Genomic DNA, 25472 nt, shown 5'->3' on the forward strand with positions numbered 1-25472 from the left:
ACAGGCCAGGGCGCAGAATTCGCCGCGACGCAACATTCGCGCACGGAACCCCTCCCCCCCATGATTGGCATCGTCCGGATCGCCCTGACGCGACCGTATACCTTCGTCGTCCTCGCCTTGTTGATCCTGATCGTGGGGCCGCTGGCCGCGTTGCGCACGCCCACCGACATCTTTCCCGACATCAGGATCCCGGTGATCGCGGTGGTGTGGCAGTACAACGGCCTGCCGCCCGAGCAGATGGCCGGGCGCGTGTCCTCGCCGTTCGAACGCGTGCTCACCACCACGGTGAACGACGTCGAGCACATCGAGGCCAGTTCGATCCAGGGCTTCGGCATCGTCAAGATCTTCTTCCAGCCCGGCGCCGACATCCGCACCGCCAACGCCCAGGTCACCGCCGTCGCGCAGACCATGCTGCGGCAGTTGCCGCAGGGCACCACGCCGCCGCTGATCCTCAACTACAACGCGTCCACGGTGCCGATCATCCAGCTGGCGCTGTCCGGCGAAGGCCTGACCGAACAGAACCTGGCCGACCTCGGCCTCAACATCATCCGTCCGCAGCTCACCTCGGTGGCTGGGGCGGCGATCCCGTATCCGTTCGGCGGCAAGACCCGCCAAGTGCAGATCGACATCGATCCGCCGGCGCTGCAGGCGCGCGGACTGTCGGCGCAGGACGTGGCCAACGCCCTCGCCGCGCAGAACCTGATCACCCCGGTGGGAACGCAGAAGATCGGCCGGTACGAATACACGCTGCAACTGAACAACTCGCCGTCCGACATCGAGGAACTGGGCAACCTGCCGGTGAAGGCGGTCGACGGCGCCACGGTGTTCATCCGCGACGTGGCCCACGTGCGCGACGGCGCGCCGCCGCAGACCAACATCGTGCACGTCGACGGCGACCGCTCGGTGCTGATGACGGTGCTGAAGAACGGCTCGGCCTCGACCCTGGCGATCATCGCCGGGGTCAAGGACCGCGTCGCCGCGATGAAGGATGCCTTGCCGCCCAACCTCAAGGTGGTCCCCATCGGCGACCAGTCGCTGTTCGTGAGCGGCGCCATCAAGGGGGTCGCGCGCGAAGGCGTGATCGCCGCGGCGCTGACCAGCCTGATGATCCTGCTGTTCCTCGGCAGCTGGCGTTCGACGCTGATCATCGCCACCTCGATCCCGTTGGCGATCCTGAGTTCGATCGCCGCGCTGTCGGCGATCGGCGAAACGCTGAACATCATGACCCTGGGCGGCCTCGCCCTGGCGGTCGGCATCCTGGTGGACGACGCCACGGTGACCATCGAGAACATCAACTGGCACCTGGAACAAGGCAAGAACGTCGAGACGGCGATCCTGGACGGAGCGGCGCAGATCGTGACGCCCGCCTTCGTCTCCCTGCTGTGCATCTGCATCGTGTTCGTGCCGATGTTCTTCCTGCAAGGCGTGGCGCGCTTCCTGTTCGTGCCGATGGCCGAGGCGGTGATGTTTGCGATGATCGCCTCGTTCATCCTCTCGCGCACGCTGGTGCCGACGATGGCCAAGTACCTGCTGCACCCGCACGCGCCGCACACCGACCTGCATGGCGACGGTGGCGGCCTGCCGCCTTCGCGCAATCCGCTGGTGCGCTTCCAGCGCGGCTTCGAACGACGCTTCGAGGCCTTCCGCGCGCGCTACCACGCATTGCTCGAAACCGCGCTGGCGCATCGCCGGGGGTTCGTGCCCGGCTTCGTGGCCTGCGTGGCGCTGTCGTTCCTGCTAGTGCCGATGCTCGGCCGCAACTTCTTCCCGGCGGTGGATTCGGGCCAGATCCTGATGCACGTGCGCGCGCCGGTCGGCACGCGGGTGGAAGAGACCGCACGCCTGTTCGCCGCGGTGACCGGCGCGGTGCGCACGCTGATCCCGAAGCAGCAGCTCGCCAGCGTCGTCGACAACATCGGCCTGTCGTCCTCGGGCATCAACAACGCCTACAACAACACCGGCACCATCGGCTCGCAGGATGGCGACATCCAGATCGCGCTGAACGAAGGCCACGCGCCCACCGCCGACTACGTGCGGCGCCTGCGCCAGACCCTGCCGCGGCAGTTCCCCGGCGTCGTGTTCTCGTTCCCGCCGGCCGACATCATCAGCCAGATCCTGAACTTCGGTTCGCCCGCGCCGGTGGACCTGCAGATCCGCGGCCCGAACCTGGCGGCCAACTACGCCTACGCCAACCGTCTGTTGCGCGAGATCCGCCGCGTGCCGGGCGTGGCCGACGCGCGCATCCAGCAATCGCAGGCCAGCCCCGGCTTCAACGTGAACGTGGACCGCAGCCGCGCGCAGCAGGTCGGCATCACCGAGCGCGACGTCACCAGCAGCCTGGGGGTCAACCTGGCCGGCTCCAGCCAGATCGCGCCGACCTTCTGGCTCAATCCGCAGAACGGGGTGTCGTATCCGATCGTGATGCAGACCCCGCAGTACAGCCTCGACAGCCTGTCCGGCCTGGAGAACCTGCCGATCAGTCCCAGCGCCGGGACCGGCGGCGCGCAGGTCCTCGGCGGCCTGGCGACGGTGTCGCGGACCGCGACCAGCGCGGTGGTCAGCCAGTACAACATCAATTCGATGGTGGAGATCTACGCCGCCACCCAGGACCGCGACCTCGGCGCGGTCGCCGCCGACATCCAGAAGATCGTCGATGCCAACCAGAAATTCCTGCCCAAGGCGTCCAGCACCGCGCTGCTCGGCCAGGTGCAGACGATGAACAATGCGTTCTCGGGACTCATCTTCGGCCTGCTCGGCGCGATCGTGCTGATCTACCTGTTGATCGTGGTGAACTTCCAGTCGTGGAGCGATCCGTTCGTGATCGTGACCGCGCTGCCCGCGGCGATCGCCGGCATCGTGTGGATGCTGTTCGCCACGCATACCAGCCTGTCGGTGCCTGCGCTGACCGGCGCCATCATGTGCATGGGCGTGGCCACCGCGAACGCGATCCTGGTGGTCAGCTTCTGCCGCGAGCGCCTGGCCGAACACGGCGACGCGGCGAAGGCCGCGCTGGAAGGCGGCTTCGTCCGTTTCCGTCCGGTGCTCATGACCGCGCTGGCGATGATCATCGGCATGGCGCCGATGGCGCTGGGCATGGGCGAAGGCGGCGAACAGAACGCGCCGCTGGGCCGCGCCGTCATCGGCGGACTGGTCTTCGCCACCATCGCCACGCTGTTCTTCGTGCCGGTCGTCTTCAGCATGATCCACAGCCGCCGCGCCCATCCGTCTTCCCCACCGGCGAACGCCTCCGGAGAGTCCTTGCATGTCGCCTGATACCCCGCACACCCGGCCCCCGCACCGCCTCCGCCTGGCCGGCATCATCGCGCTGATCGTGGTCCTGGCCATCGTCGTCGCCGGGGTCGCCACGCGCGCCAACGACGCGCGCACGCTGCGCGTATGGACAGACGACCAGGCCATGCCGACCGTGCAACTGGTGACGCCGGAAGCGGGCCAGGGCGACGGCGACCTCAACCTGCCGGGACGCCTGCAGGCGTATGCCCGCGCCCCGATCTACGCCCGCACCAGCGGTTACCTGAAATGGTGGAAGGCCGACATCGGCAGCAAGGTCAAGGCCGGCGAAGTGCTCGCCGAGATCGAAACCCCCGACCTGGACCAGCAGCTGCTCCAGGCCAAGGCCGACCTGGCCAGCGCCCGCGCCAACGCGGCGCTGGCGCAGACCACCGCCAAGCGCTGGCAGGCGATGGGCCACGCCGACTCCGTTTCCAGGCAGGAAGTGGACGAGAAGACCGGCGACTACGACGCCAAGCGCGCGCTCGCGCAGGCCGCGCAAGCCAACCTCGAGCGCATCCAGGCGCTGAAGGGGTTCGCCAGGCTGGTGGCGCCGTTCGATGGGACCGTCACCGCGCGCGAGACCGACGTCGGCGCGCTGGTCAACGCCGGCGGCGGCGGCCAGGAGCTGTTCGTGGTATCGGACACGCGCAAGCTGCGCATGTACGTGAACGTGCCGCAGAACTACGCGCCGTCGGTGCGTCCGGGTGCCCGTGCGACCCTGACGGTGCCGGAGCATCCGGGCCAGACCTTTAGCGGGGTCGTCACCGGTTCGTCGGAAGCGATCAACGCCGCCTCCGGCACCACACTGGTCCAGGTGGCCGTGGACAACCAGGACGGCAAGCTGCTCGCGGGCAGCTACGCCAGCGTCACCTTCGATCTTCCGGCCAACGCCACGCTGCTGCGCGTGCCGGCCAGCGCGCTGGTGTTCGACGACAAGGGCCTGCGCGTGGCCGTGGTCGATGCGCACGACACGGTCTCGTTCAAGGCCGTGACCATCGCACGCGATTTCGGCAAGACGGTGCAGCTCGGGTCGGGTGTCGCCGCTGGCGACCGCCTGATCGAGAGCCCGCCCGATGGCCTGGCCGAAGGCGACCGCGTGCGCATCAGCGCGCCCAAGGCGGCAGGCGACCATGCCAAGGCCTGATCGCATGCGCGCACGCACTGCGGTAACGGCGGCCCTGCTGTCGCTGGGCCTGTCGGCCTGCTCGCTGGCGCCCACTTACCACCCGCCCGAGGTGCCGGTGGCGGCACAGTACGGCGATCCGCATTCGCCATGGGTGGAGGCCGCGCCCGCCGACCGTATCGACCGCGACGGCTGGTGGAAGGTCTACGGCGACCGCCGGCTCGACCAGCTGCAGGAGAAGCTGCTGGCCAACAACGCCACGCTGGCCGCCGCGCTGGCCCATTACCAGCAGGCCGAAGCGTTCGCCCAGCAGGCGCGTGCCGGCTACTTCCCGACCCTGGGCCTCAACGGCAACGCGGTGCGGAACCGCCAATCGGACACGCGTCCGCTGCGCGGCGCCACCTCGCCGGCCTATTACGACGGGTACACCGTCGGCGCCCAGCTCGATTACGAAGTGGACCTGTGGGGCCGGGTACGCGACACCGTCGCCGCCGGCGAGGCGCAGCAGGCGGCAGCCGCCGCCGATCTCGCACAGGCGCGCTTGAGCCTTCAAGCGCAGCTTGCCGACAGCTACCTGCAACTCAACGGCGACGATCGCCAGATCCGCGTGCTGAGCGAGAGCATCGACGCGTTCACCAAGGCCCTGCAGCTCACCCAGTCGCGCCACGACGGCGGCATCGCCTCGGGCCTGGACGTGGCGCGCGCGCAGACGCAACTGTCCACCGCGCTGTCGCAACGCACCCAGGCGCAGGCGCAGCGCGCGCTGGTGCTGCACGGCATCGCGGCGCTGGTCGGCGATTCCGCGTCCAGCTTCCAGCTCGCGGCCGAGACTGCGCAGGTGCCGGTGCCGGCGATCCCGCTGGCGCTGCCGTCCACGCTGTTGCAGCGCCGTCCGGACATCGCCGCCGCGGAGCGGCGCACCGCCGCCGCGAACGCCCAGGTGGGCATCGCGCGCGCCGCATTCTTCCCGCAGCTGACCCTCGACGCGCAAGGCGGCTGGCAGAGCGACCGCTGGGGCGGCCTGGTCGCCGCGCCCAACCGGTTCTGGGCCATCGGCCCCACGCTGCTGCTGAACGTGTTCGACGGCGGCCGCCGCAAGGCCGGGGTGAAAGCGGCGCAGGCCGCGACCGACGAGGCCGGCGCGACGTACCGCGAGGTGGTGCTCACCGCCTTCGCCCAGGTCGAGGACAACCTGAGCCTGTTGCACGAACTGGGCACGGCATTGACCGATCAGCGCGCGGCGGCCGCGGCGGCGCAACGGTCGGTCGATCTTGCGCTCAACCACTACCGCGAGGGCGCGGCGGGTTACCTGGACGTGGTGCAGGCGCAGACCGCCGAACTCGATGCGCGGCGCAGCGTCATCGACCTGGAAACCCGCCAGTTGCGCGCCAGCGTCGCCTTGATCCGCGCGCTGGGCGGCGGATGGACGACGCAGCAAAAGGCCTGACATCGCGCCAGGCGCGCTCGGCAAACCCGCTGCCGCGCGGTTCGTGCACCCGCCCCGATGGCGATCGTGCAGTGCGAGCTGCTCGCGGCCGCAAGCAGCTCGCACCGCCGCAGCTCACTTGGCCGGATCGAAGCGCACGGTGGCGGTGGTGCCGCCACCTTCCACGCTTTCCAGCCCAATCCGCCAGCCGAAGCGCTCGCACAGCCGGCGCACGATCGACAGGCCCAGCCCGGTGCCCTGCGGGCGGTCAGGCTCGGCGCGGAAGAACGGCTCGAACGCGCGCTGCAGCGCTTCGCTGGACATGCCGATGCCGGTATCGCGGATGCTGATCCGGTCGCTGCCGATCTCGACCACGATGCTGCCGGCATCGGTATAGCTGCAGGCGTTGCGCAGCAGGTTGCTGACCACCACGTGCAGCACCCGCGGCGGCGCGTGCAGGCGCGTGGCGGCGAGCACGCTGACGGTCAGCGTCACCGGCTTGCTGGTCAACAGCTCGCGCGCATTCTCGGCTTCGTACTCGACCACGTCGGCGACCTCGAAGGTCTCGCTCTGCGGCACCACGTCCGCCTCGCGCGCCAGGATCAGGAACGCGTCGATCACCGCCTCCATGTCGCGGCCGGCGCGCTGGATGCGCTGCAGGCTGCGGCCCAGCCGCGGCGGCAGGTCGGGATCGGTCATCGCGATGTCGCTGGCGACGCGGATCACGGTCAGCGGCGTGCGCAATTCGTGGCTGGCATCGCGGGTGAAGTTGCGCTCGCGCGACACGTGGTCGGTGACGCGCAAGGCCAGCGCATGCAGCGCGGCGGCCAGTTGCCGCGATTCGCCCTGCACGTCGGCCGGCAGGTTTTCCGGCGCCAGGTCGGCGGTGGACGGATGCCGCGGATCCCACTGCGATACGCGCCGCGCCAGCCAGTTCACCGGCGACAGCAGGCGCCGCGAGGCGCGATGGGTCAGCCACCCCACCACCACGACCGCGATCAGGGTCAGCAGCGCCGGCACGATGCCGAACCAGAACGCGAGGCGCTGCGCCTGCGCGCGCAGGAACACCAGGTACAGGCGCCCGGCCTTGGTCTCGTCGACCAGCACCATCTCGCCGCCAGGGCGGTTCTCGTGCAGGCCGGGATCGAGGCCGCGCAGATTTGCCGGCACCGCCGCATCCGATTGCCCGGCCGGCACCAGATAGCCGCGCAAGGTGTGGCTGTTGGGCGGCGGCTGCGCGGGAGACTGCGCATACAGGCGCCAGTAGTGCGCGGCTTCCTGGCGCATCACCGATCCCACCAGCGAGTGCTGCACGACCGCGACCACCAGATAACTGCCCAACGCGACGATGCAGCCAGCGAACAGGATTCGGGCGATCAGGGCAAGGCGGATTTTGCGCGGCAAACCGTGCGGCATTACAGCTTCCGTGTGAAGTCGCCGCGATTATAGGAGGGCGAATCGTGAATCCGCCGTGCAAGCAGACCCCGTTGCCGGGGCCTGCTGCGTAACGAACGCCGGCCTCTTAACGAAGCCAGCCGGTACCGCTCAGCTCATCGGCTGGGCGATGTCGGCGATGCGGTAGCCGGCGCTCTGCACGGTGTGCAGCAGCGGCCGGTCGAACGGCTTGTCGATGATCTTGCGCAGGTTGTACAGATGGCTGCGCAGCGTATCCGAGTCGGGCAGGCCGTTGCCCCATATCTCGCGCTCGATCTCCTGGCGGGTGACCACGCGCGGCGATTCGCGCATCAGGATGGTCAACAGGCGCAGGCCGATCGGCGACAGCTGCAGTTCGGTGCCGGCACGGGTCGCACGCATGCTCACCGGATCCAGCACCAGGTCCGCCACCTTCAGCACTTCCGAGCCGACCTGGCGGCGCTCGCGGCGGATCAACGCGCGCAGCCGCGCTTCCAGTTCCTGGATCGCGAACGGCTTGGTCAGATAATCGTCGGCGCCGAAGCCCAGGCCGGTGAGCTTGTCGTCGAGCGTGTCGCGCGCGGTCAGCATCAGCACCGGCGTGGACTTGCGCGCGTCGTTGCGCAAACGGCGACACACTTCGATGCCATCCAGGCGTGGCAGCATCAGGTCCAGCACCACCACGTCGTAGCTGTTCTCCGCCGCCAGGCGATAGCCGTCCAAGCCATCGCAGGCGTAGTCCACTTCGAATCCGCGGCCTTCCAGGTATTCGCCGATCATTTCGGAGATGTTGCGGTTGTCCTCGACGACCAGAACGAGTCCGGAGGTTTCCTTGGTCTGACGCATAGAGCTTCCTCAGTCTTCAGCTTTGTGAAACATGCCGGAAGCGCGGTGGTGACCGCGTGAAGACCGCTTCATATGCCTGAGCGGCGCGAAAATTACCCGCCGATCAAGGGTTTGAGCTTGGGCCACACGTTGTCCAGGACCTTCGGCTGGCCGGCGGCGGTGGGATGCAGGCCGTCGTCCTGCATCAGCGCCGGGTTCAGCGCCACGCCCTCCAGCAGGAACGGCAGCAGCCCGGTCTGGTATTGCTTGGCCAGGTCGGCGTAGACCGCGCGCAGCCGCTGCCGGTAGGCCGGCCCGTAGTTCGGCGGCACGTCGATCCCCAGCAACAGCACCTTCGCACCGGCATTACGGCTGAGCACGATCATCTTCTCCAGATTGCCGCGCAGTTCCGCCGGGGTCAGCCCGCGCAGCGCATCGTTGCCACCGAGTTCGATCACCACCACCGCCGGGCGGTGCTTTTGCAGCAGCGCCGGCAGCCGGGTCAGCGCACCGGAAGAGGTCTCGCCGCTGATGCTGGCATTGACTACGGCCGGTGGCGCCTGCATCTGTTGTTGCAGGCGGCGCTCCAGCAGCGCCACCCAGCCGGACTGGACCGGGATGTTGTGCGCAGCGCTGAGGCTGTCGCCGACCACCAGCACCGGCCCCGTCGCACCTTTGGCACAGGCGATGGCGGGCAGCAGCAGACACCATGCCAGACAGGCCAGGAGCCAGGCGCTGCGCGTCCAGGCAGGCGTTCCTTTCGTATCGTTGCCACGCATCCGGAGATTTCCTCATCGACAGTCTGGCCCCCACTCCCCGCACCGGCATCGCGATCGACGTACGCGATGTCGGCAAATCCGTCAGCGGACCGGAGGGCACGGTCCACATTCTCGACAACGTCGGATTGACCATCGGTGAAGGCGACAGCGTCGCCATCGTCGGCGCCTCCGGTTCCGGCAAGACTACCCTGCTCGGCCTGCTCGCCGGCCTGGACCTGCCCACGCGCGGCGAGATCGTGCTCGCCGGGCAATCGCTCAATGCGCTGGACGAGGAAGCACGCGCCGCGCTGCGTGCGCGCGAGGTCGGTTTCGTGTTCCAGAGCTTCCACCTGCTGCCGTCGCTGACCGCCGCCGAAAACATCGCGCTGCCGCTGGAACTGGCCGGGCGCGAGGATCCGACGCGGGTGCGCGAGGTGCTGGAGGCGGTCGGCCTGACCGCGCGGGCGCGGCACTACCCGCGGCAGCTGTCCGGCGGCGAGCAGCAGCGCGTGGCGCTGGCGCGCGCGTTCGTGGCGCGGCCGCGGATCCTGTTCGCCGACGAACCCACCGGCAGCCTCGACCAGGCCACCGGCCAGCAGATCAGCGACCTGCTGTTCGCGCTCAACGCCGGCAGCGACACCACCCTGGTGCTGGTCACCCACGACCTGCGCCTGGCGCAGCGTTGCGAGCACCGCTACCGGCTCGACCGCGGGCGCCTGCGCCAGGCCGAAGCGGTGGCCGACGCATGAACGTGCTGCGCCACGCCGCGCGCGCGCTGCGCCGCGAACTGTTCGCCGGCGACCTGCTGACCGTGTTCGCCGCGCTGGTGCTGGGCGTGGCGGTGATGACCGCGGTCGGCACCCTGGTCGATCGCGTCACCCTGGCGCTGACCGGCAGCGCCGCCGAGGTGATCGGCGGCGACCTCGGCGTCACCGGGCGCCAGGACATCCCTACCGCGTTCGCCGAGGAAGCGCAGCGCCGCGGCGTGCGCCACACGCGCCTGGTCAGCTTTCCCAGCGTGCTGTTCCATGGCGACGCCAGCCAGATGGCCAACATCAAGGCGGTCGACGTCGGCTATCCGTTGCGCGGCGAATTGCGGGTCGCGCGCGACACCGCCGGCGCCGGCAGCGAGCGCGCCGGCCCGCCGCCGCGCGGCCAGGCCTACGCCGATCCGCGCCTGCTCGAGGCGCTGGGACTGAAGCTGGGCGACGCTCTGGAATTCGGCGCCGGCACGCTGCGCGTGACCCGGGTGCTGCGCGCCGAGCCGGATGCGTCGGGCGAACTGATGCAGCTGTCGCCGCCGCTGTTGGTCAACCGCGCCGACGTCGATGCCGCCGGCCTGCTTGGCCCCGGCAGCCGCGCCTCGTACCGGCTGATGTTCGCCGGCGCGCCGGGCGAGATCGCCGCGCTGCGCGAATGGCTGAAGCCGCGCGCCAAGGCGTTCCGCCTGGTCGGCATCGAGGACACCCAGCGCGGCGTGCGCGGTGCGTTCGACCGCGCCGGCCGGTTCCTCGCGCTGACCGCGTTGCTGGCGGTGCTGCTGGCCGGCGTCGCCACCGCGCTGGCGGCCAATCGCTTCGCGCTGCGCCGCATCGACAGCGTGGCGGTGCTGCGCTGCCTGGGCGCGCGCCAGCGCGACATCCTCGGCGCGCTGGCGCTGCAGTTGTTGCTGCTGGCGATTCCCGCCTGCGCGCTCGGCGTGGGCCTGGGCATGCTGGCGCAGATCGGCCTTGTCGAAGCGCTGGGCAGCCTGATCCCGAACCGGCTGCCGCTGCCGCAGGCGACCCCGGCCCTGGCCGGCGCCGGCATCGGCCTGTTGCTGCTGCTCGGCTTCGGCCTGCCGCCGCTGCTGCGGCTGCGCGACGTACCGCCGATGCGCGTGCTCAACCGCAGCTTCGCCGCGCTGCCGCCGACCTCGCTGCTGGTCTACGCCGCCGCATTGGTCGCCACCGTGGTGCTGGCGGTGTACGCCACCGGCGACGGCGTGCTCGCGGCCTGGGTGCTGGGCGGGCTGACCCTGCTGGCCGCGCTCGCCGCGGCGGTCGGCGGCCTGCTGCTCGCCCTGCTGCGGCGGCTGCAATCGCGCCTGCGCGGGCCGTGGAAGCTGGGCCTGGCCGCGCTGACCCGGCGCCGCGCGCTGAGCGTGGTGCAACTGGTCGGGCTGTCGCTGTCGCTGTGTGCGCTGTTGCTGCTGGCGGTGATCGGCCCGGGCCTGCTCGGCCAATGGCGCGACCGGCTGCCGGCGGACACACCGAACTACTTCCTGATGAACATCCAGCCCGACCAGGCCGAGCACGTGCTCGGCACGTTGCGCGGGCTCGGCGTCACCGACGCGGCGGTTGAGCCTTTCAGCACCGGCAAGCTGGTGGCGATCAACGGCAAGCCGCCGCAGCGCCAGGAACAGGGTCCGGAAGACGACGGCGATGGCGCCGACCGACCGATCAACTTCTCCTGGCGGCACGAATTCCCCGCCGCCAACCGCCTGCTGTCCGGCCGTTTCTGGGCCGCCGACAGCACCGCTGCGGAAGCCTCGGTGGAGGAAGCCTGGGCGCAGCGCTACGGCCTCAAGCTCGGCGACCGCATCACCTTGCTGCTCGGCGAGCAGCAGCGCAGCTTCACCGTGACCAGCGTGCGCAAGGCCGACTGGGATTCGTTCCGGGTCAATTTCTTCCTGTTGCTCAACGCCGGCGCGGTGCAGGACGCGCCGTACAACCTGATCTCCGCGTTCCACCTGCCGCGCGGTTCGGCGGCGCAATTGAGCGGGCTCAGCCGCACCTATCCGAACGTGTCGCTGCTGGACATCGACGCGATCCTGGGGCGGGTGCGCGAGGTGATCGACCAGGTGGCGCAGGCGGTGCAACTGGTGATGGGCTTCAGCCTGCTGGCCGGCGTGCTGGTGTTGCTGGCAGCGCTGCAGGCCACCGCCGGCGAGCGCCGCTACGACAGTGCGGTGCTGCGCACGCTGGGCGCACGCCGCGGCCAGTTGCGCGGCGCGGTGCTGGTGGAATTCGGCGCGCTCGGCCTGCTCGCGGCGATCCTGGCGGTCGGCGCGGCGGCAGGGATCGGCGTGGTGGTGGCGCAGCAAGCGTTCCAACTGACGCTGTCGCCGCCGTGGCCGGCGCTGCTGCTGGGCGGGGTCGGCGGCGTGCTGCTGAGCCTGCTCGCCGGCTGGTCGGGCACGCGCCGCATCCTGCGCACGCCGCCGGCGCTGGCGCTGCGCGAGAACTGAGCGCGCGCTGAGTCCAAGGTGCGCGCGTGGCAATCGCTGCGCGCAGTGCCAAGGCGGCCGCAGGCGTGCGCAGCCGCCACCGTCGGCACCCGGCGACAGCGCGCAAGACGGATGCTGCAACCGCCTCCGCTTGCCGGCACAATCGCAATTCCCATGCAGAACGTGCCTGGCCGATGAGCGACACCCTCTCCCGCAACGGCGTGCCGTACCTGGCCTGCATCATGGCCGAGACCCGCAGCGGCCAGTACTACATCGCCACCGCACCGACGCCGCAGGCGCTCGATGGCGTGGGCAAGACCCTGCGCGAGCGCAACAGCGTGCGTGGGCAAACCGAAGATCCGGTCGCGATCCTCGCGGTGTGGTACGAGGAGTGCGAGAACGAAGTGGCCGCCTTGCTGCGCGCCGCGGAGATCTCCCGGCTCAGCCATTGCTGGCAGCGCGGCCTGATCGAGTCGTTCAATCCGCAGTGGCTCGACCTCAGCGGGCTGTCGGTCGGTTTTCCATGGATCTTCACCCTGCCCGAGCGCAAGGGATTGAGCTACCACCTGGTGACCGACCTGTAGCCCGGCGCCGCGGCGCGCTGCCTGCGCCGGGCAAAAAAGGGAAGGCGCCAGTCCCGGCCGCCTTCCCACCCTGGCTCTGCGTCACAGCGGCGTTCAACGCTCGGCGGGCGCCGGCTCCACCCACTGCGCGAACACCGCGGCGATCTTGGTATCGGCCACCGGCTTGCCCTGCTGCACCGCCTCGGCCTGCTCGAACAGCGGCATGATCATCGCCATGCCGTCGAGCTTGGTCTTCAGGTGCACGCCCGGCGGCTTGCCGAGGAAGGCGTCCCAGTGCGCGCGCACCTTGGCCCAATAGCCCTGCGTCGCCTTCCAGTAGTCGTAGGCCGGCTTGAAGTCGACCTCGCCGGTCTTGACGTAGTCGTTGAAGCCGAATTCGCGCGCGATCGGCTGCTGGCTGCCGTCGGGCTTGCGCAGCACCTTGGTATTGAACTGCTCGTGGGTCCAGCCGGCCGGGGTCAGGGTGTGCCGGTTGATCACCGCCAGCGCGTTGTAGTCGCTGCGCTTGGTGTATTCGCGGCGCGGCAGCGGACGCCAGCTCAGGTCGCTGGTCCAGGTCGGGTGGCCGTCGGCGTAGTCCCAGCGGCCGGTGCCGCAGTAGCGCGGCGCGTCGCTGACTTCGTACACGCACTGGGTCCAGGCGCCGCGGGTCGCGGCCGCGTCCAGCGGGCGCACCTGCCAGGTCTGGTCGGCGCTGAACTCGAAGCGCTGCGGCGCCTCGTAGCTCCAGTCCTGGCGCCAGTGCTTGGTCACGTGGCCGCTCTTGGTGTCGACCAGCAGGTGCTGCAGCACCACCTTGCGCGGGCTGTCCTCGACCACGATCACCACTTCGTTGGCGCCGCTGCGCATCGCCGGCGCGCGCTCGTAGCCGGGCTTGAGCAGGACGGTCTCGTCGAAGGCGAAATCCACCATGTACTCGCCTTGCATCGCCAGGATGCTGGTGCGGTCGCGTTGCGGATCGGCGTCCTGGGCGTGGGCCAGGCCGGTAGCGGCGAGCAGGAGCAGCAGAAGCGGTGATTTCATCGTCGTGGTCGGTTGCGGTAGCTGAGGAAGAAGAGAGGAACGCGCCCTACAGGCGCAGCAGCGGCCAGGGCCGTTGCGGATCGTGGCGCGCGGTTGTCAGGCCGGCGCGGGCGCAGCAGCAGCCGTCGACCAGCACTTCGCCCTCGGCCGCTTCCAGCCGCGCGATGCGCCGGGCGATGCTGGCGCCCAGCGGCGACACGCTGGCGACACTGGCCGCCAGTTCGCCGTCGCTGGCGTGCAGGCGCAGCGCCCGCGCGCGCCAGCTGTCTCCGCTCAGGCGGCCGGCCACGCGTCGCCACAGGCGTTCGGCGACGCCCCCATCGGCGCTGCCGCTGTGCACTGCCGGCAACGCGGACAACAAGGCATCCCAGGCGACGAAATCGCTGTCCGGCAGCAGGTACAGGCGCCAGCAGCAGCGTTCCTGGCGATCGTAGAAGCACAGGCTTTCCAGCAATCCGTCGCTGTCCACGCCGAGCTGCGCGCCGACGCGCAGCGCATGGTTCCAGCCCATCAGTTCCGTGCCCAGCTGCGCGCGGTACAGGCACAGCACGGTGCCCAGCGCCGCCAGCTGCGCCGGACGCGGCAGCGGCGCGGATGCGGCGATCCGGGTCGCGTCGATGCTCGCTGGCGCCGCCTTGCCCATGCGCCGCTACCAGTCCAGCGCCAGGCTGACCGAGACGTTGCGTCCGGCGCCGGTATAGCGGTCCAGCACCGCGTTGCTGGCCAGGGTCGCGCTGGGCAGGTTGTTCCAGTCGATGTAGCGGCGATCGGCCAGGTTGAACACGCCGACGTTGAGCCGCGCGCCGGGGGTGAAGTTCCAGTGCGCGAGCAGGTCCAGCGTCGCATAGCCGGACGGCGTGTAGTACGTCGCCGACGCCGGGCGCTTCTTCTTCGCCACGAAGCTGCCGACCAGTTGCGCGCCCCAGGTCTCGCGATCGTAGGCCAGGCCGAGTACGCCGCGCAGCGGATCGATCGAATTCAATGGCGTGGCGTCGGTCTTGTTGTCGCCGCGCGCATAGGCGGCGCTGGAGTGCAGCGACCAGCCGGCCCAGCGCGCGGACAGCGCGCCGAAATCGACGCCGGCCTTGGCCTCCACGCCCTTGATCACCACGTGGTCGACGTTGCGCGACTGGTACAGCATCAGGCCGTCGGCGTTGTAGCCGACGAAGCTGTAGGACTCGATGAAGTCGCGGTAGTCGTTGTAGTAGCCGCTCAGGCCGAAATAGCCGGCCGCCGCGGTGTAGCGCAGGCCCAGTTCGGCGCCCTTGCTGGTCTCCGGTTTCAGGTCCGGATTGGCGATGGCGGTGTAGCCGAACTGCAGGTTGGTGAAGCCGATGTTGACGTCGTTGTACGGCGGCGCGCGGAAGCCGTGCGCGTAGTTGGCGTACAGCGACCACGCATCGTCGATGCGCCAGATCGCGCCGAGCTTGGGCGAGACGTTGCTGTCGGTGACCTTCTCCGCGGCCACGCCGGGGTTATCGGCGGCGAAGATCGCATCGACCTGCGGCGACAGCCGGTAGTAGTCCACGCGCAGGCCCGGGATCAGACTGAAGCGGCCGTCGGCCAGGCGCATCTCGTCCTGCAGGTAGGCGCCGGCCTTGGTGGTCTCGGTGACCGGGAAATCGCGCACCGGGAACGTCTCCACGCCCACCGTCTTGCTGATCGCGCCGGTGCTCAGGTTCTGCGCGTAGCCGTCGCGCTTTTCGTGGGTGTCGCTCCATGACAGCTCGATGCCGTAGCTGACATCGTGGACCACGCGGCCCTGGTCCACCTGCTTGTGCAGGTTGGCCTGAAGCCCGTACAGGCGCTGGTCGAAGTCGTGCTCCATGTGCCGCAAGGTGTTGTTGCTGCGGCGCTCGTCGGTGCGTTGCAGGCTCTCGCTGTCCTGCCGGTACAGTTGCCACTGCAGGTCGTCGGCGAGCAGCGTGTCGAGCTGGTCCACTTCGTGGGTCAGCGACACGCGCGCGCGGGTCTGATGGTCGCGGCCGCGCTGCGACAGGATGCTGGAGGTGACGTTGCTCAGCGCATCGATGCTGGAATAGTCCTCGTTGCCTTCCACGGTCAGCTTGAAGCGCTGGTTCGCGCTCGGCGCGTAGACCAGCTTGCTGAGCAGGCTGCGGCCGTCGCTGCTGAGCGGATTGGGCGCGGTGCGTGCCGCGCCGGTACTGCGGTTGTCGCCCTGGGTCTCGCTCTCCTGGCCCTGGCGGTGGCTGACCGCGGCCATGCCGCTCCAGCGCTCGCCGCCGAACGCGACCAGCGCGCCGGCGAACAAGCCGTCCCATTCGCTCTCGTAGCCGAACTTCAGGCCCACGTAGCTGTTCTTGCCCGGCGCCAGGTAGTCGGCCGGATCCTTGGTCACGTAGGCGACCACGCCGCCGAGCGCATCGGAGCCGTACAGCGAGCTGGCCGGTCCGCGCACGATCTCGACGCGCTTGAGCGTTTCCATGTCGACGAAATTGCGGTTGGCGTTGAGGTAGCTGCCGAAGCTGAAGGTGTCCGCGACCGGGATGCCGTCGGTCAGCATCAGCACGCGGTTGCCGTCCAGGCCGCGGATGCGGATGCCGCCGACGCCGCTGAAGCGGCCGCTGTTGCCGGTGACCGAGACGCCGGGGCTGTAGCGCAGCAGGTCCTTCAGGTCGTAGACCAGTTCCTGGTCCATCTGCTCGCGATCGATCACATCGACGCTGCTGGGGACATCGACGATGGCGCGCTGGGTGCGCGTGGCGGTGACCTGCAGGCGGTCGAAATCGCGCGGCGTGGCGGAACTGGCGGCATCGACGGCATCGGTGGCATCGACGGGTGCGGCATGCGCGCAGGCGGCCAGGGCCAGCCACAGCGCGCCGGTGAGCGGAGCGGTACGGATCATGGAAGTCATCGGTGGGTCGCGAAAAAATCCCGGCCACGCCGGCGCAAGCCGGCGCGAGGGCCGAGGAGAGAAACGGTCGCGACTGCGGGCGGCCGCGGCGGACCCATCGGGTCCGGCCAGGTGGCGGCAGTGTCGAGCGGGTGACCTGGCCGCGCGCTGCGCGGCCGGCCGGCCGGTTTACTTGGTCAGGATCAGCTTGTCGTTGCTGGTATGGCGCAGGCGATACACGCGATCGCCATGCTGGATCAGCACTTCGCGACGCCCCTTCAGCAGCGCTTCGCTACTGATCGTCTCTTCGACCGGGACCGCGCGCGGCAGCGCACGCTCGCGCAGGCTCAGGGTTTCTGGGTGACGCAACAGGACGGGTTGAGCGGTCATGGTCGGGCTCCGTACACAGGGGTCGATACGGATGATAATGATTCTCAATAATTAAGCAAGAGCCGTTCTCGTTTGCGGCGATTCAAGCTGCGAATAGAAAATCGAACTTCGACAGTCCCGCCGAATCGGCTATTGCGCACGGCTCTCGCGAACCGTGCGCCCGCCTTCGCGCCGAAGGCGCCGCCGGCTCAGGCCACCGCCGTCTCGACCTGCGCCCACCACGCCGCATCTTCGCGCTCGGCCAGCGGCAGCGCGTCGAAGTTCTGCAGCAACTGGGTGACACGGCTGGCGCCGAGGATCACCGTGGACACGTGCGGGTTGCGCAGGCACCAGGCGATCGCCAGCGCCGCCGGCGCCACGCCCTCGGCGGCCGCCAGCGCGGTGAAACGGCGCGCGCGCTCCACGCGACGCTGCGCCGGCGGCCCGATCACTTCGTCGTGCAGCCAGGCGTTGCCGGCCTGGCCCAGGCGCGAGGCCGGGTCGATGCCGTCGTTGTACTTGCCGGTCAGCAGGCCCGAGGCCAGCGGCGACCAGATCGTAGTGCCCAGGCCGAGTTCTGCGTACAGCGGCGCGTATTCCTGCTCCACACGCTCGCGATGCAGCAGGTTGTATTGCGGCTGCTCCATCGACGGCCCCTGCAGGCCGAGCGCCTGCGCCACTTGCGCCGCTTCGCGGATGCGTTCGGCCGGCCATTCGGAGGTGCCCCAGTACAACACCTTGCCCTGCCGCACCAGCGCGTCCATCGCGCGCACGGTTTCCTCCACCGGCGTGTCAGGGTCGGGACGATGGCAGTAGTACAGGTCCAGATAGTCCACCCGCAGCCGCTTCAGCGCGGCATGGCAGGCGTCGGTGACGTGCTTGCGCGACAGCCCGCGCTGGGTCGGGCGCGGCGCGTCGACCGCGCCGAAGTACACCTTGCTGGACACGCAATAGCCGTCGCGCGGCAGCCGCAGGTCGGCGATCACATCGCCCATCACCTGCTCGGCGCGGCCACGCGCGTAGACCTCGGCGTTGTCGAAGAAGTTGACCCCATGGTCCCAGGCGGCGGCGATCAGGTTGCGCGCTTCGTCGCGGCCGATCTGTCCGCCGAAGTTGATCCAGGCGCCGAACGACAGCGCCGACAGCTGCAAGCCGGTGGCGCCAAGGCGACGGTAATGCATGCGAATTCCTCCTGCGGTGCGAGCCGGCGCACGTGGCCGGCGGGCGGCCGCACAGTGTAGCGAGGCGGCCGGCACGCGCCCGCAATCCACGCGCCGCCTTGATCGGCAACCCATTTCCGGCGCTGAACGGGGTTTACCTTGCCGCCCGTCACCCCCTGCACTACGCTCCCTCTCTTTGGTCCGGCGATCCAGGGGAAGCAGATGGTCGAGGGTTTGGGGAGGATCGGCTTCGGCCTGTTCGGGTTGGCGGTGCTGATCGGGATCACCTGGTTGTTCTCGAACAACAAGCGCGCCGTGGATTGGAAGCTGGTCGCGACCGGCCTGGTGCTGCAGATCGGCTTCGCCTCGCTGGTGCTGCTGGTGCCGGGCGGGCGCGAGGTCTTCAACTGGCTGGGACAGCTGTTCGTGAAGGTGCTGAGCTTCGTCAACGAAGGCTCCAACTTCATCTTCGGCAGCCTGATGGACACCACCAGCAACGGTTTCATCTTCGCCTTCCAGGTGTTGCCGACGATCATCTTCTTCTCCGCGCTGATGGGCGTGCTCTACCACCTGGGGGTGATGCAGGCGGTGGTGCGGGTGATGGCCTGGGCGATCACCAAGGTGATGCGCGTGTCCGGCGCGGAGACCACCAGCGTCTGCGCCAGCGTGTTCATCGGCCAGACCGAGGCGCCGCTGACGGTGCGCCCGTACATCCCGAAGATGACCGAATCCGAATTGCTGACGATGATGATCGGCGGCATGGCGCACATCGCCGGCGGCGTGCTCGCCGCCTACGTGGGCATGCTCGGCGGCAGCGATCCGGCGCAGCAGGCGTTCTACGCCAAGCACCTGCTGGCGGCGAGCATCATGGCCGCGCCGGCGACGCTGGTGGTGGCCAAGCTGCTGATCCCGGAAACCGGCACGCCGCTGACCCGCGGTACGGTCAAGATGGAAGTGGAGAAGACCACCAGCAACATCATCGACGCGGCCGCCGCCGGCGCCGGCGACGGCCTGCGCCTGGCGCTGAACATCGGTGCGATGCTGCTTGCGTTCATCGCGCTGATCGCGCTGGTCAACGCACCGCTGACCTGGCTCGGCGACGCCACCGGCCTGGCTGCGGCGATCGGCCGCCCGACCAACCTGTCCACCATCTTCGGCTATGTACTGGCGCCGATCGCCTGGGTGATCGGCACGCCGTGGGCGGATGCGACCACGGTCGGCTCGCTGATCGGGCAGAAGGTCGTGATCAACGAGTTCGTCGCCTACAGCGAGCTGTCGAAAATCGTCAAGGGCGAGATCCCCGGCATGCAGCTGAGCGAGGAAGGCCGGCTGATCGCCACCTACGCGCTGTGCGGCTTCGCCAACTTCAGCTCGATCGCGATCCAGATCGGCGGCATCGGCGGGCTGGCCCCGGAGCGGCGCCAGGACCTGGCGCGGTTCGGCCTGCGCGCGGTGCTCGGCGGTTCGATCGCCACCTTCATGACCGCCACCATCGCCGGCGTGCTGTCGCACTTCGGCTGATGCGATGTCCCTTTCCCCAGTAGTTGAGAAGCAGCACATGCCTATGAGTTCGGTCATCGTCGTCGGTTCGTTCAATGTCGACCACGTCTGGCGCTGCGAAACCCTGCCCGCCCCTGGCGCCACCATCGCCGGCCGCTACAGCACAGGCCCCGGCGGCAAGGGCTTCAACCAGGCGGTGGCGGCGGCGCGCGCCGGCGCCCGCACCACCTTCGTGTGCGCGCTCGGCGACGATGCCGGCGGCGCGATGGCGCGCGCGCTGGCGGCACAGGACGGCATCGACCTGGCCGCCGAGGCCAGCACCGAGCCGACCGGCACCGGCGGCATCTACGTCGACGGCCACGGCCGCAACACCATCGTCATCGGCGCCGGCGCCAACGCCGCGTTGAGCCTGGGCTTCGTGCAGGCGCAGCGCGCGCTGCTGGGCTCGGCGCGGGTGCTGCTGGCGCAGCTGGAATCGCCGATCGAGACCATCGAGGCGACCCTGGCGCTGGCGCGCGAGACCGGCCTGACCACCGTGCTCAACGCCGCGCCGGCGAATGCGCAGACCAGCATCGGCCTGCTCAAGCTGGCCGACGTGCTGACCCCGAACGAAACCGAGTTCGCCGCACTGCTGACGCGCCACGTCGGCGAGCGCGTGGATGCCGACGACGTCGCCGCCACCGATGGCGGCAGCCTGCACGCGCTGTGCCGCAAGCTGCTGCCGGGCGGCACCGTGGTGGTGACGCTGGGCGCGGTGGGCGCGTTCATCTCGCACCCCGAAGAGCGCCAGCGCGGCGATACGCAGCCGTATTACCGCATCGGCGCCGAGGCCGCGCAGACCGTGGACACCACCGGCGCCGGCGATGCGTTCAACGGCGCGCTGGCGGCCTCGCTGGCGCAATCGCCGAACGCCAGCTTCGCCACCCATGTGCGCTTCGCCAATCACTACGCGGCGCGTTCGACCGAAGCCGAAGGCGCTGCCGCATCGATGCCGCGACTGGTGCCCGACGCCGGTTGAGCCGTTCGTGTCGATGGCGGCATCCGTTCCCGTTCACCCGGACCACTGAATCCACCGCCCGTCGCCGCGACGGGCCCGCATCCTCGACAAGGAGTTTTCGATGCCCCGTTTTTCCGTCATGTCGTTCGGCGCGCTGTGCGTGCTGCTTGCCCCGCTGTCCGCTCTCGCCGCGCAGCGCTGCGACTGGAACAGCACTGCCGCCGACGCCGACCGCGCCGCGGTGACCGTCTCCGCGGACAGCCTGCAACAGGCGATCGCGCCGCACTACGGCGATGCCGACCAGGAAGACGGCGCGGCACTGGCGCGCACGCTGCTGCAGCGTGCGCAGTCGCCGCAGCTGCCGGGCAAACTGGAAGGCCGCTGGAAGGTGCGCTCGATCCAGGTCGACCAGCGCTTCGCCTATGCCTACCCCTACTTTAAAGCCGAGATCGCGCGCGATCCGTGCGGCTATCGCCTGAGCAAGACCAGCGGCTCGCAGCGCCGCAGCGGCACGCTGTATCCGCTGGCCAAGGACAGCCGCGAGTTCGCGTTTCTCGGCGCCAGCACGGTCAACGACGATCCGCAGGGCCACTACGCGCCCGGCAACGTCTCCGACGGCACCAATGGCAACAGTGTCGGGCGCCTGGTGGCGCTGGGACCCGACGAACTGCTGCTGATCCTGGACGGCAACGCCAAGGGCTTCGAGCTGTATCAGCTGATCCGCTGAAACATGCGGCCATTGCCGCGCATAACACCTGCCCGGCGCCGATAGTCCGATGGCCCGGGCATTGTTTTTTTTCGCGCAGCCATCGCTGCCGCGACTGCGGTGACATCGCGCTGACATCGAATCGCGGCATCGTGCTGCAGCGGCATTGGTCGCGTGCGGCCGCCACCGCAATTCAGGCGTCCCACGCATCGTCGCAACGCAATGCTGACGCGTCGTCTCGCCGCAATCGCATTGCTGCCATGCGCATGCGCATGCGCTTGCGCACAACGCTCGTGCGCGTCCGCCAGCCTCGCCACGCACTACCCAGCAAGCATCCATGGTCGATTTTGCAAACACTGATGCGGAACGTGCGGGTATTCGCATTCGCGGCAACGCGTCCTTGCTAGATTCACCGGCGCTCGGCAGTCGCGCGTCCTCTGGCGCACGGCGAGCGTCTTCTGCGTGCCTGATCGCGTCGACCACCCCTCTTCCTAAATGGATCATCCGATGAAGATGTACAGAGGATTGAAGCAGTATGCGTTGCCCTGCGCATTGCTCAGCGTCCTGTTGAGTTCTTGCGGCGGCGACATCGATGGCGGCGACGACGCGACCGCGCCTGACGTGACGACGACACCGCCCAGCGCCTGGTCGGTGATCTCGCACCCGAAGACGGACACGCCAAGCAGCACTTCCCCCGATACCAGCGACACGCCTGACACGTCGTTGCGCCGGCCGCTGTCGCCACACCAGCCGATGTTTCTGATCCATGCCGACACCTGGAACGAGGCCGATCCGCAGAAGATCATCGACCTGATTCCGGCCGACCTGCGTCCTTACACCGTGCTGCTGATCTCCCTGTCCATCAACCACCAGGGCGCCACCGGCAATCAATGCAATTGGATACAGGTGGAGAACGGCCTGGAAACCGCCCGCTCCTGGATCAAGACTGCGGCGGCCAATGGCGTGTGGGCGATGATCCAGCCCTCCAGCGGCGGCTTCAGCCACCTCCCCGACTACGCGCCGAATACGGACCTGGAAGCGACGGCCTACGGCGAATTCTTCCGCGACTACCCCAACTTCATCGGTTTCAACTACGCCGAACAGTTCTGGGGATTCGATCAGCCTTGCTCGGGTTCGCCCGCGCAACGCTGGGAACATTGGGCCAACCTGCTCAAGCTCACCAACAAGTACGGCGGCTATCTGGACGTGAGCTTCACCGGCGGCTTCTACGGCGCCGGCATCAATCCGTTGGCCATGGTCAAGCGCAACCAGATATTCAGGAACGCCCTCGGCGCCTATGCCAAGAATTTCATCATCGAAGAGAAATTCACCTCCAATTACGGCTATCACGACAACGAGAGCGTGAGCCTGGGCATGTTCCTGTCCGGCTACGCGGGCCACTACGGCACGCGCCCGGACCGCACCGGCTGGTACAGCAGCGACGGCAGCAGCTATCCGGTGCAGGCCGGTTCGCCGCACCTGATCGAGCACCTGACCTTCACCGGCGAAACCGTCTTCGACGGCCCCGAGCAGATCACCCTGGATGCGGTGCACACCCTGCCGAACGCGACCACCGCCGATGGCTACAAGAGCCGCCGCTGGGAGTTCTACCCGCATTTCCGCAACATCCAGCTGGACATCTACCGCAAGATTCTGGACGGCACGCTGCGCATCCTCAGCCGCCAGGAAGTGATCGACCGCTCCAAGGTCGTGATCGTCAACGACACCACCACCGGCGACGACAGGAACCTGTATTCCTCGCCGGAAACGCTGTTCTCCGGGTTGTACTTGCTGGACGGCGACGGCACCTACCTGAACCAGCACAGCTGGTACAAGAAGACCGGACGCTATCCGGCCATTCCCACCGTCTGGCAGCTGACCGACGCCACCGCCAAGTCGTTCAAGGTGCAGATCGCCAAGACCGCCTATGCGACGCGCTGGCCGACCATGTCCGCCAAGCTCGACGAACTCAATGCGCTGTTCCCGCAGGAATACACCGGCACCATCTACGCCGGGCGGCAGGACAACACCTGGGTCACCTACAACCCGTCCAAGGCCAACCAGGCCGCCAACGGCACCATCCCGCTCAAGTACAACAGCTGCGCCGCGGTCAGCGTGAACTACGCGCCCTACAGCAGCGGCGTGATCAAGGAATTCCCCGACAGGCTGTCGATCTACCTGAGCAACTTCCACTCCCCCGATGGTGCGTTGAAGACGGACACGATCGATATCGACGGCGCCACCACCACCCCGACCTACACCTTCGCCGATCGCGGCGATCACCAACCCAGCAAGGTGACCAGCGTGGCGACGGCGGACGGGCTGACGCTGAGCGTGGCGCACAACGGGCCGCTGGACATCACCGTGCACTGCACCGGCAACGCCAGCGGCCGCGCGACCTCCGCACCGGTCGCGAGCCTGCAGGCGCCGAACGCGCCGCCCGCCTACACCGGCGTGCAGCAGTACGAAGCGGAGAACTTCGATTTCCGCAACATCCGCAGCCTGGTCGCCAACGGCGTCTCCGGCCCGCTGCGCAACTACCAGGGCATGGGCTACGTCGACTTCGGCACCGGTGCCGGCGCCAGCATCCGCAACGATGTCCGCGTCGCCAGCGCCGGCACCTACCAGCTGCAGACCCGGTATTCGACCGCCGGTGCGAGCATCGGCAACGTGGACCTGTACGTCAACGGCATCAAGGCCGGCACGCCGGCGTTCGCGCAGACGACCTCGGCCAGCGACTGGGCGACGCTGCAGCAGCCGGTGACGCTGAATGCCGGCAGCAATCGGATCGAGTTCCGCGCCAGCGCGGCCCGGCCGGCGGCGCTGTACCTGGACAACATCCGCCTGTCGCACTAGCGGGCGTTTCGCGGCGAGCCGGGCAACCGGCGCGCCGCGAAACGCCTCGACATGGGCGCCACGGGAGGCGGCGCGGTTGCCGCCCCGCTACACTGGCGGCATGCGCATCGGCCCCTACACGATCGAACCGAAGGTGATCCTGGCGCCGATGGCCGGGGTCACCGACAAGCCGTTTCGGTTGTTGTGCAAGCGCCTGGGCGCCGGCCTGGCGGTCTCGGAGATGACCATTTCCGACCCGCGCCTCTGGCAGACCCGCAAGTCGCTGCAGCGCATGGACCACGCCGGCGAGCCGGACCCGGTCAGCGTGCAGATCGCCGGCACCGAACCGCAGCGACTGGCCGAGGCGGCGCGCTACAACGCCGATCACGGTGCGCAGCTGATCGACATCAACATGGGCTGCCCGGCGAAGAAGGTGTGCAACGCCTGGGCCGGCTCGGCGCTGATGCGCGACGAGGCGCTGGTGGCGCGCATCCTCAGCGCGGTGGTGAACGCCTCGCCGGTGCCGGTGACGCTGAAGATCCGCACCGGCTGGGATTGCGACCACCGTAACGGCCCGGCCATCGCGCGCATTGCCGAGGACTGCGGCATCGCCGCGCTGGCCGTGCACGGCCGTACCCGCGACCAGCAATACAGCGGCCAGGCCGAATACTCCACGATCGCGCAGATCAAGGCCGCGTTGCGCATCCCGGTGATCGCCAACGGCGACATCGACTCGCCGCACAAGGCCGCGCAGGTACTGGCCGCGACCGGCGCCGACGCGGTGATGGTCGGCCGCGCCGCACAGGGCCGGCCGTGGATCTTCGGCGAGATCGCGCACTATCTGGCGACCGGCGAACTGCTGCCGGCGCCACCGCTGCAGTTCGTGCGCGACACCCTGCTCGGCCACCTGCAGGCCCTTCACGATTTCTACGGCGAAGCGCAGGGCGTGCGCATCGCGCGCAAGCACCTGGGCTGGTATGCCAAGGACCGCCCGGAGAACGCGGCGTTCCGCGCGGTGGTCAACCGCGCCGAGAGCGCGCAGGCGCAGTTGGCGCTGACTGCCGACTACTTCGACGCGCTGATCGCCGGCGTACCGCCGTCCTTGTCCGCCGCGGCCTGAAGGACCATCCCGAGAACGCGACCGTTCAGCGCGGCGGTCAACCGCGATGAAATTGCACGGGCGCAGCTGGCGCTGACCGCCGACTACTTCGACGCGCCGATCGCCGGCGTGCCGCCTGCGTTGCCTACGGCGGCCTGAGCGCCGCCACCGAATTTGCATTATTCGCGCGGACGGCATTTCCGGGATCGAACCGGCGCAGTTGCCGCAATAGGCGCGCTTGCGCGATAAGCACGCGTTCCTCCGCTCGAGCAGGCATGGTCCGCATGTTGCCGAACAGCGG

General features: G+C 69.0%; 19 protein-coding genes and 1 pseudogene. 12 read left to right on the top strand and 8 right to left on the bottom strand.

The genetic code is table 11. The features are described 5' to 3' along the window. The first annotated feature begins 60 nt into the window (after positions 1-60). Genes HEP75_RS17250 through HEP75_RS17260 form a run of 3 tightly spaced genes read left to right on the top strand, consistent with a single transcriptional unit; the run spans position 61 to position 5861 of the window. Positions 61-3273, top strand: coding sequence for an efflux RND transporter permease subunit (locus HEP75_RS17250; RefSeq protein ID WP_185824320.1), 3213 nt, complete (start codon positions 61-63; stop codon positions 3271-3273). Beyond that, positions 3263-4435: an efflux RND transporter periplasmic adaptor subunit gene (locus tag HEP75_RS17255; RefSeq protein WP_185824321.1), complete on the top strand. Its 1173-nt coding sequence runs from the start codon at positions 3263-3265 to the stop codon at positions 4433-4435. Before HEP75_RS17250 ends, HEP75_RS17255 begins: the two co-directional genes overlap by 11 nt. A 4-nt stretch (positions 4436-4439) precedes the next feature. Beyond that, positions 4440-5861: an efflux transporter outer membrane subunit gene (locus HEP75_RS17260; protein WP_185813824.1), complete on the top strand. Its 1422-nt coding sequence runs from the start codon at positions 4440-4442 to the stop codon at positions 5859-5861. A 114-nt stretch (positions 5862-5975) separates the two neighbouring features. Here the strand turns inward: HEP75_RS17260 and HEP75_RS17265 are convergent, their stop codons facing one another. The 3 genes from HEP75_RS17265 to HEP75_RS17275 all read right to left on the bottom strand — a co-directional run bounded on the left by HEP75_RS17265 (position 5976) and on the right by HEP75_RS17275 (position 8857). Further along, positions 5976-7256 carry a HAMP domain-containing sensor histidine kinase gene (locus tag HEP75_RS17265; protein WP_185824322.1) on the bottom strand — a complete coding sequence of 427 codons (1281 nt, stop codon included), beginning with the start codon at positions 7254-7256 and terminating at the stop codon, positions 5976-5978. A 129-nt stretch (positions 7257-7385) separates the two neighbouring features. After that, the gene (locus HEP75_RS17270) at positions 7386-8099 is read right to left on the bottom strand and encodes a response regulator transcription factor (protein WP_003481607.1); all 714 of its coding nucleotides are present in this window, start codon (positions 8097-8099) and stop codon (positions 7386-7388) included. A gap of 92 nt (positions 8100-8191) precedes the next feature. After that, positions 8192-8857 carry an arylesterase gene (locus HEP75_RS17275; protein ID WP_185813826.1) on the bottom strand — a complete coding sequence of 222 codons (666 nt, stop codon included), beginning with the start codon at positions 8855-8857 and terminating at the stop codon, positions 8192-8194. 125 nt (positions 8858-8982) lie between these two features. On the opposite strand from HEP75_RS17275, the gene HEP75_RS17280 reads away from it, so the two are divergent. From HEP75_RS17280 to HEP75_RS17290, 3 genes are all read left to right on the top strand, one after another. After that, positions 8983-9585 (top strand): ATP-binding cassette domain-containing protein, encoded by a 603-nt coding sequence (locus HEP75_RS17280; RefSeq protein ID WP_185824323.1) that lies wholly within the window; start codon positions 8983-8985, stop codon positions 9583-9585. Next, the gene (locus tag HEP75_RS17285; RefSeq protein ID WP_185824324.1) at positions 9582-12065 is read left to right on the top strand and encodes an FtsX-like permease family protein; all 2484 of its coding nucleotides are present in this window, start codon (positions 9582-9584) and stop codon (positions 12063-12065) included. The genes HEP75_RS17280 and HEP75_RS17285 overlap by 4 nt, the downstream gene beginning before the upstream one ends. A 173-nt stretch (positions 12066-12238) precedes the next feature. After that, complete coding sequence (locus tag HEP75_RS17290) at positions 12239-12628, top strand: endonuclease (RefSeq protein WP_185824325.1); 390 nt, start codon at positions 12239-12241, stop codon at positions 12626-12628. Between the two features lie 93 nt (positions 12629-12721). Here the strand turns inward: HEP75_RS17290 and HEP75_RS17295 are convergent, their stop codons facing one another. The 5 genes from HEP75_RS17295 to HEP75_RS17315 form a co-directional block, all read right to left on the bottom strand. After that, positions 12722-13651 carry a DUF6607 family protein gene (locus tag HEP75_RS17295; protein ID WP_185824326.1) on the bottom strand — a complete coding sequence of 310 codons (930 nt, stop codon included), beginning with the start codon at positions 13649-13651 and terminating at the stop codon, positions 12722-12724. 46 nt (positions 13652-13697) lie between these two features. After that, on the bottom strand, positions 13698-14294 hold the full coding sequence (locus tag HEP75_RS17300) for a Hemin transport protein (RefSeq protein WP_185824327.1): 597 nt from the start codon (positions 14292-14294) through the stop codon (positions 13698-13700). A gap of 6 nt (positions 14295-14300) precedes the next feature. Beyond that, positions 14301-16517 carry a TonB-dependent hemoglobin/transferrin/lactoferrin family receptor gene (locus tag HEP75_RS17305; protein WP_185824328.1) on the bottom strand — a complete coding sequence of 739 codons (2217 nt, stop codon included), beginning with the start codon at positions 16515-16517 and terminating at the stop codon, positions 14301-14303. Positions 16518-16694: 177 nt separating this feature from the next. Then, positions 16695-16895 (bottom strand): hemin uptake protein HemP, encoded by a 201-nt coding sequence (locus HEP75_RS17310; protein WP_009577197.1) that lies wholly within the window; start codon positions 16893-16895, stop codon positions 16695-16697. A gap of 188 nt (positions 16896-17083) precedes the next feature. Then, positions 17084-18055, bottom strand: coding sequence for an aldo/keto reductase (locus HEP75_RS17315; protein WP_185824329.1), 972 nt, complete (start codon positions 18053-18055; stop codon positions 17084-17086). A gap of 201 nt (positions 18056-18256) precedes the next feature. Between HEP75_RS17315 and HEP75_RS17320 the strand changes: the two genes are divergently transcribed. From HEP75_RS17320 to HEP75_RS22315, 6 genes and pseudogenes are all read left to right on the top strand, one after another. Further along, entirely contained in the window at positions 18257-19555 is a 1299-nt protein-coding gene (locus tag HEP75_RS17320) for a nucleoside transporter C-terminal domain-containing protein (protein WP_185813833.1), read from the top strand. 43 nt (positions 19556-19598) lie between these two features. After that, entirely contained in the window at positions 19599-20552 is a 954-nt protein-coding gene (locus tag HEP75_RS17325) for a ribokinase (RefSeq protein WP_179569391.1), read from the top strand. A gap of 100 nt (positions 20553-20652) precedes the next feature. Continuing rightward, a complete protein-coding gene (locus HEP75_RS17330; protein ID WP_185824330.1) occupies positions 20653-21258 on the top strand; it encodes a DUF4893 domain-containing protein in 606 nt (201 codons plus the stop codon). Between the two features lie 486 nt (positions 21259-21744). Then, complete coding sequence (locus HEP75_RS17335) at positions 21745-24093, top strand: glycoside hydrolase family 98 domain-containing protein (RefSeq protein ID WP_185824331.1); 2349 nt, start codon at positions 21745-21747, stop codon at positions 24091-24093. Positions 24094-24193: 100 nt separating this feature from the next. After that, a complete protein-coding gene (dusB, locus tag HEP75_RS17340; protein WP_185824332.1) occupies positions 24194-25192 on the top strand; it encodes a tRNA dihydrouridine synthase DusB in 999 nt (332 codons plus the stop codon). A 9-nt stretch (positions 25193-25201) separates the two neighbouring features. Then, positions 25202-25330 (top strand): annotated as a pseudogene (locus HEP75_RS22315) (tRNA dihydrouridine synthase DusB); the annotation flags it as partial. Positions 25331-25472: the final 142 nt, after the last annotated feature.

Origin of the sequence: Xanthomonas sp. SI, from assembly GCF_014236855.1 — a bacterium.
Taxonomy (GTDB): domain Bacteria; phylum Pseudomonadota; class Gammaproteobacteria; order Xanthomonadales; family Xanthomonadaceae; genus Xanthomonas_A.

Coding starts and splice junctions, on each gene's coding strand:
- HEP75_RS17330 (WP_185824330.1), top strand. CDS start 20,653: ATGCCCCGTTTTTCCGTCATGTCGTTCGGCGCGCTGTGCGTGCTGCTT.
- HEP75_RS17270 (WP_003481607.1), bottom strand. CDS start 8,099: ATGCGTCAGACCAAGGAAACCTCCGGACTCGTTCTGGTCGTCGAGGAC.
- HEP75_RS17275 (WP_185813826.1), bottom strand. CDS start 8,857: ATGCGTGGCAACGATACGAAAGGAACGCCTGCCTGGACGCGCAGCGCC.
- HEP75_RS17295 (WP_185824326.1), bottom strand. CDS start 13,651: ATGAAATCACCGCTTCTGCTGCTCCTGCTCGCCGCTACCGGCCTGGCC.
- HEP75_RS17335 (WP_185824331.1), top strand. CDS start 21,745: ATGAAGATGTACAGAGGATTGAAGCAGTATGCGTTGCCCTGCGCATTG.
- HEP75_RS17265 (WP_185824322.1), bottom strand. CDS start 7,256: ATGCCGCACGGTTTGCCGCGCAAAATCCGCCTTGCCCTGATCGCCCGA.
- HEP75_RS17285 (WP_185824324.1), top strand. CDS start 9,582: ATGAACGTGCTGCGCCACGCCGCGCGCGCGCTGCGCCGCGAACTGTTC.
- HEP75_RS17305 (WP_185824328.1), bottom strand. CDS start 16,517: ATGATCCGTACCGCTCCGCTCACCGGCGCGCTGTGGCTGGCCCTGGCC.
- HEP75_RS17260 (WP_185813824.1), top strand. CDS start 4,440: ATGCGCGCACGCACTGCGGTAACGGCGGCCCTGCTGTCGCTGGGCCTG.
- HEP75_RS17325 (WP_179569391.1), top strand. CDS start 19,599: ATGAGTTCGGTCATCGTCGTCGGTTCGTTCAATGTCGACCACGTCTGG.
- HEP75_RS17310 (WP_009577197.1), bottom strand. CDS start 16,895: ATGACCGCTCAACCCGTCCTGTTGCGTCACCCAGAAACCCTGAGCCTG.
- HEP75_RS17300 (WP_185824327.1), bottom strand. CDS start 14,294: ATGGGCAAGGCGGCGCCAGCGAGCATCGACGCGACCCGGATCGCCGCA.
- dusB (WP_185824332.1), top strand. CDS start 24,194: ATGCGCATCGGCCCCTACACGATCGAACCGAAGGTGATCCTGGCGCCG.
- HEP75_RS17255 (WP_185824321.1), top strand. CDS start 3,263: ATGTCGCCTGATACCCCGCACACCCGGCCCCCGCACCGCCTCCGCCTG.
- HEP75_RS17320 (WP_185813833.1), top strand. CDS start 18,257: ATGGTCGAGGGTTTGGGGAGGATCGGCTTCGGCCTGTTCGGGTTGGCG.
- HEP75_RS17290 (WP_185824325.1), top strand. CDS start 12,239: ATGAGCGACACCCTCTCCCGCAACGGCGTGCCGTACCTGGCCTGCATC.
- HEP75_RS17250 (WP_185824320.1), top strand. CDS start 61: ATGATTGGCATCGTCCGGATCGCCCTGACGCGACCGTATACCTTCGTC.
- HEP75_RS17315 (WP_185824329.1), bottom strand. CDS start 18,055: ATGCATTACCGTCGCCTTGGCGCCACCGGCTTGCAGCTGTCGGCGCTG.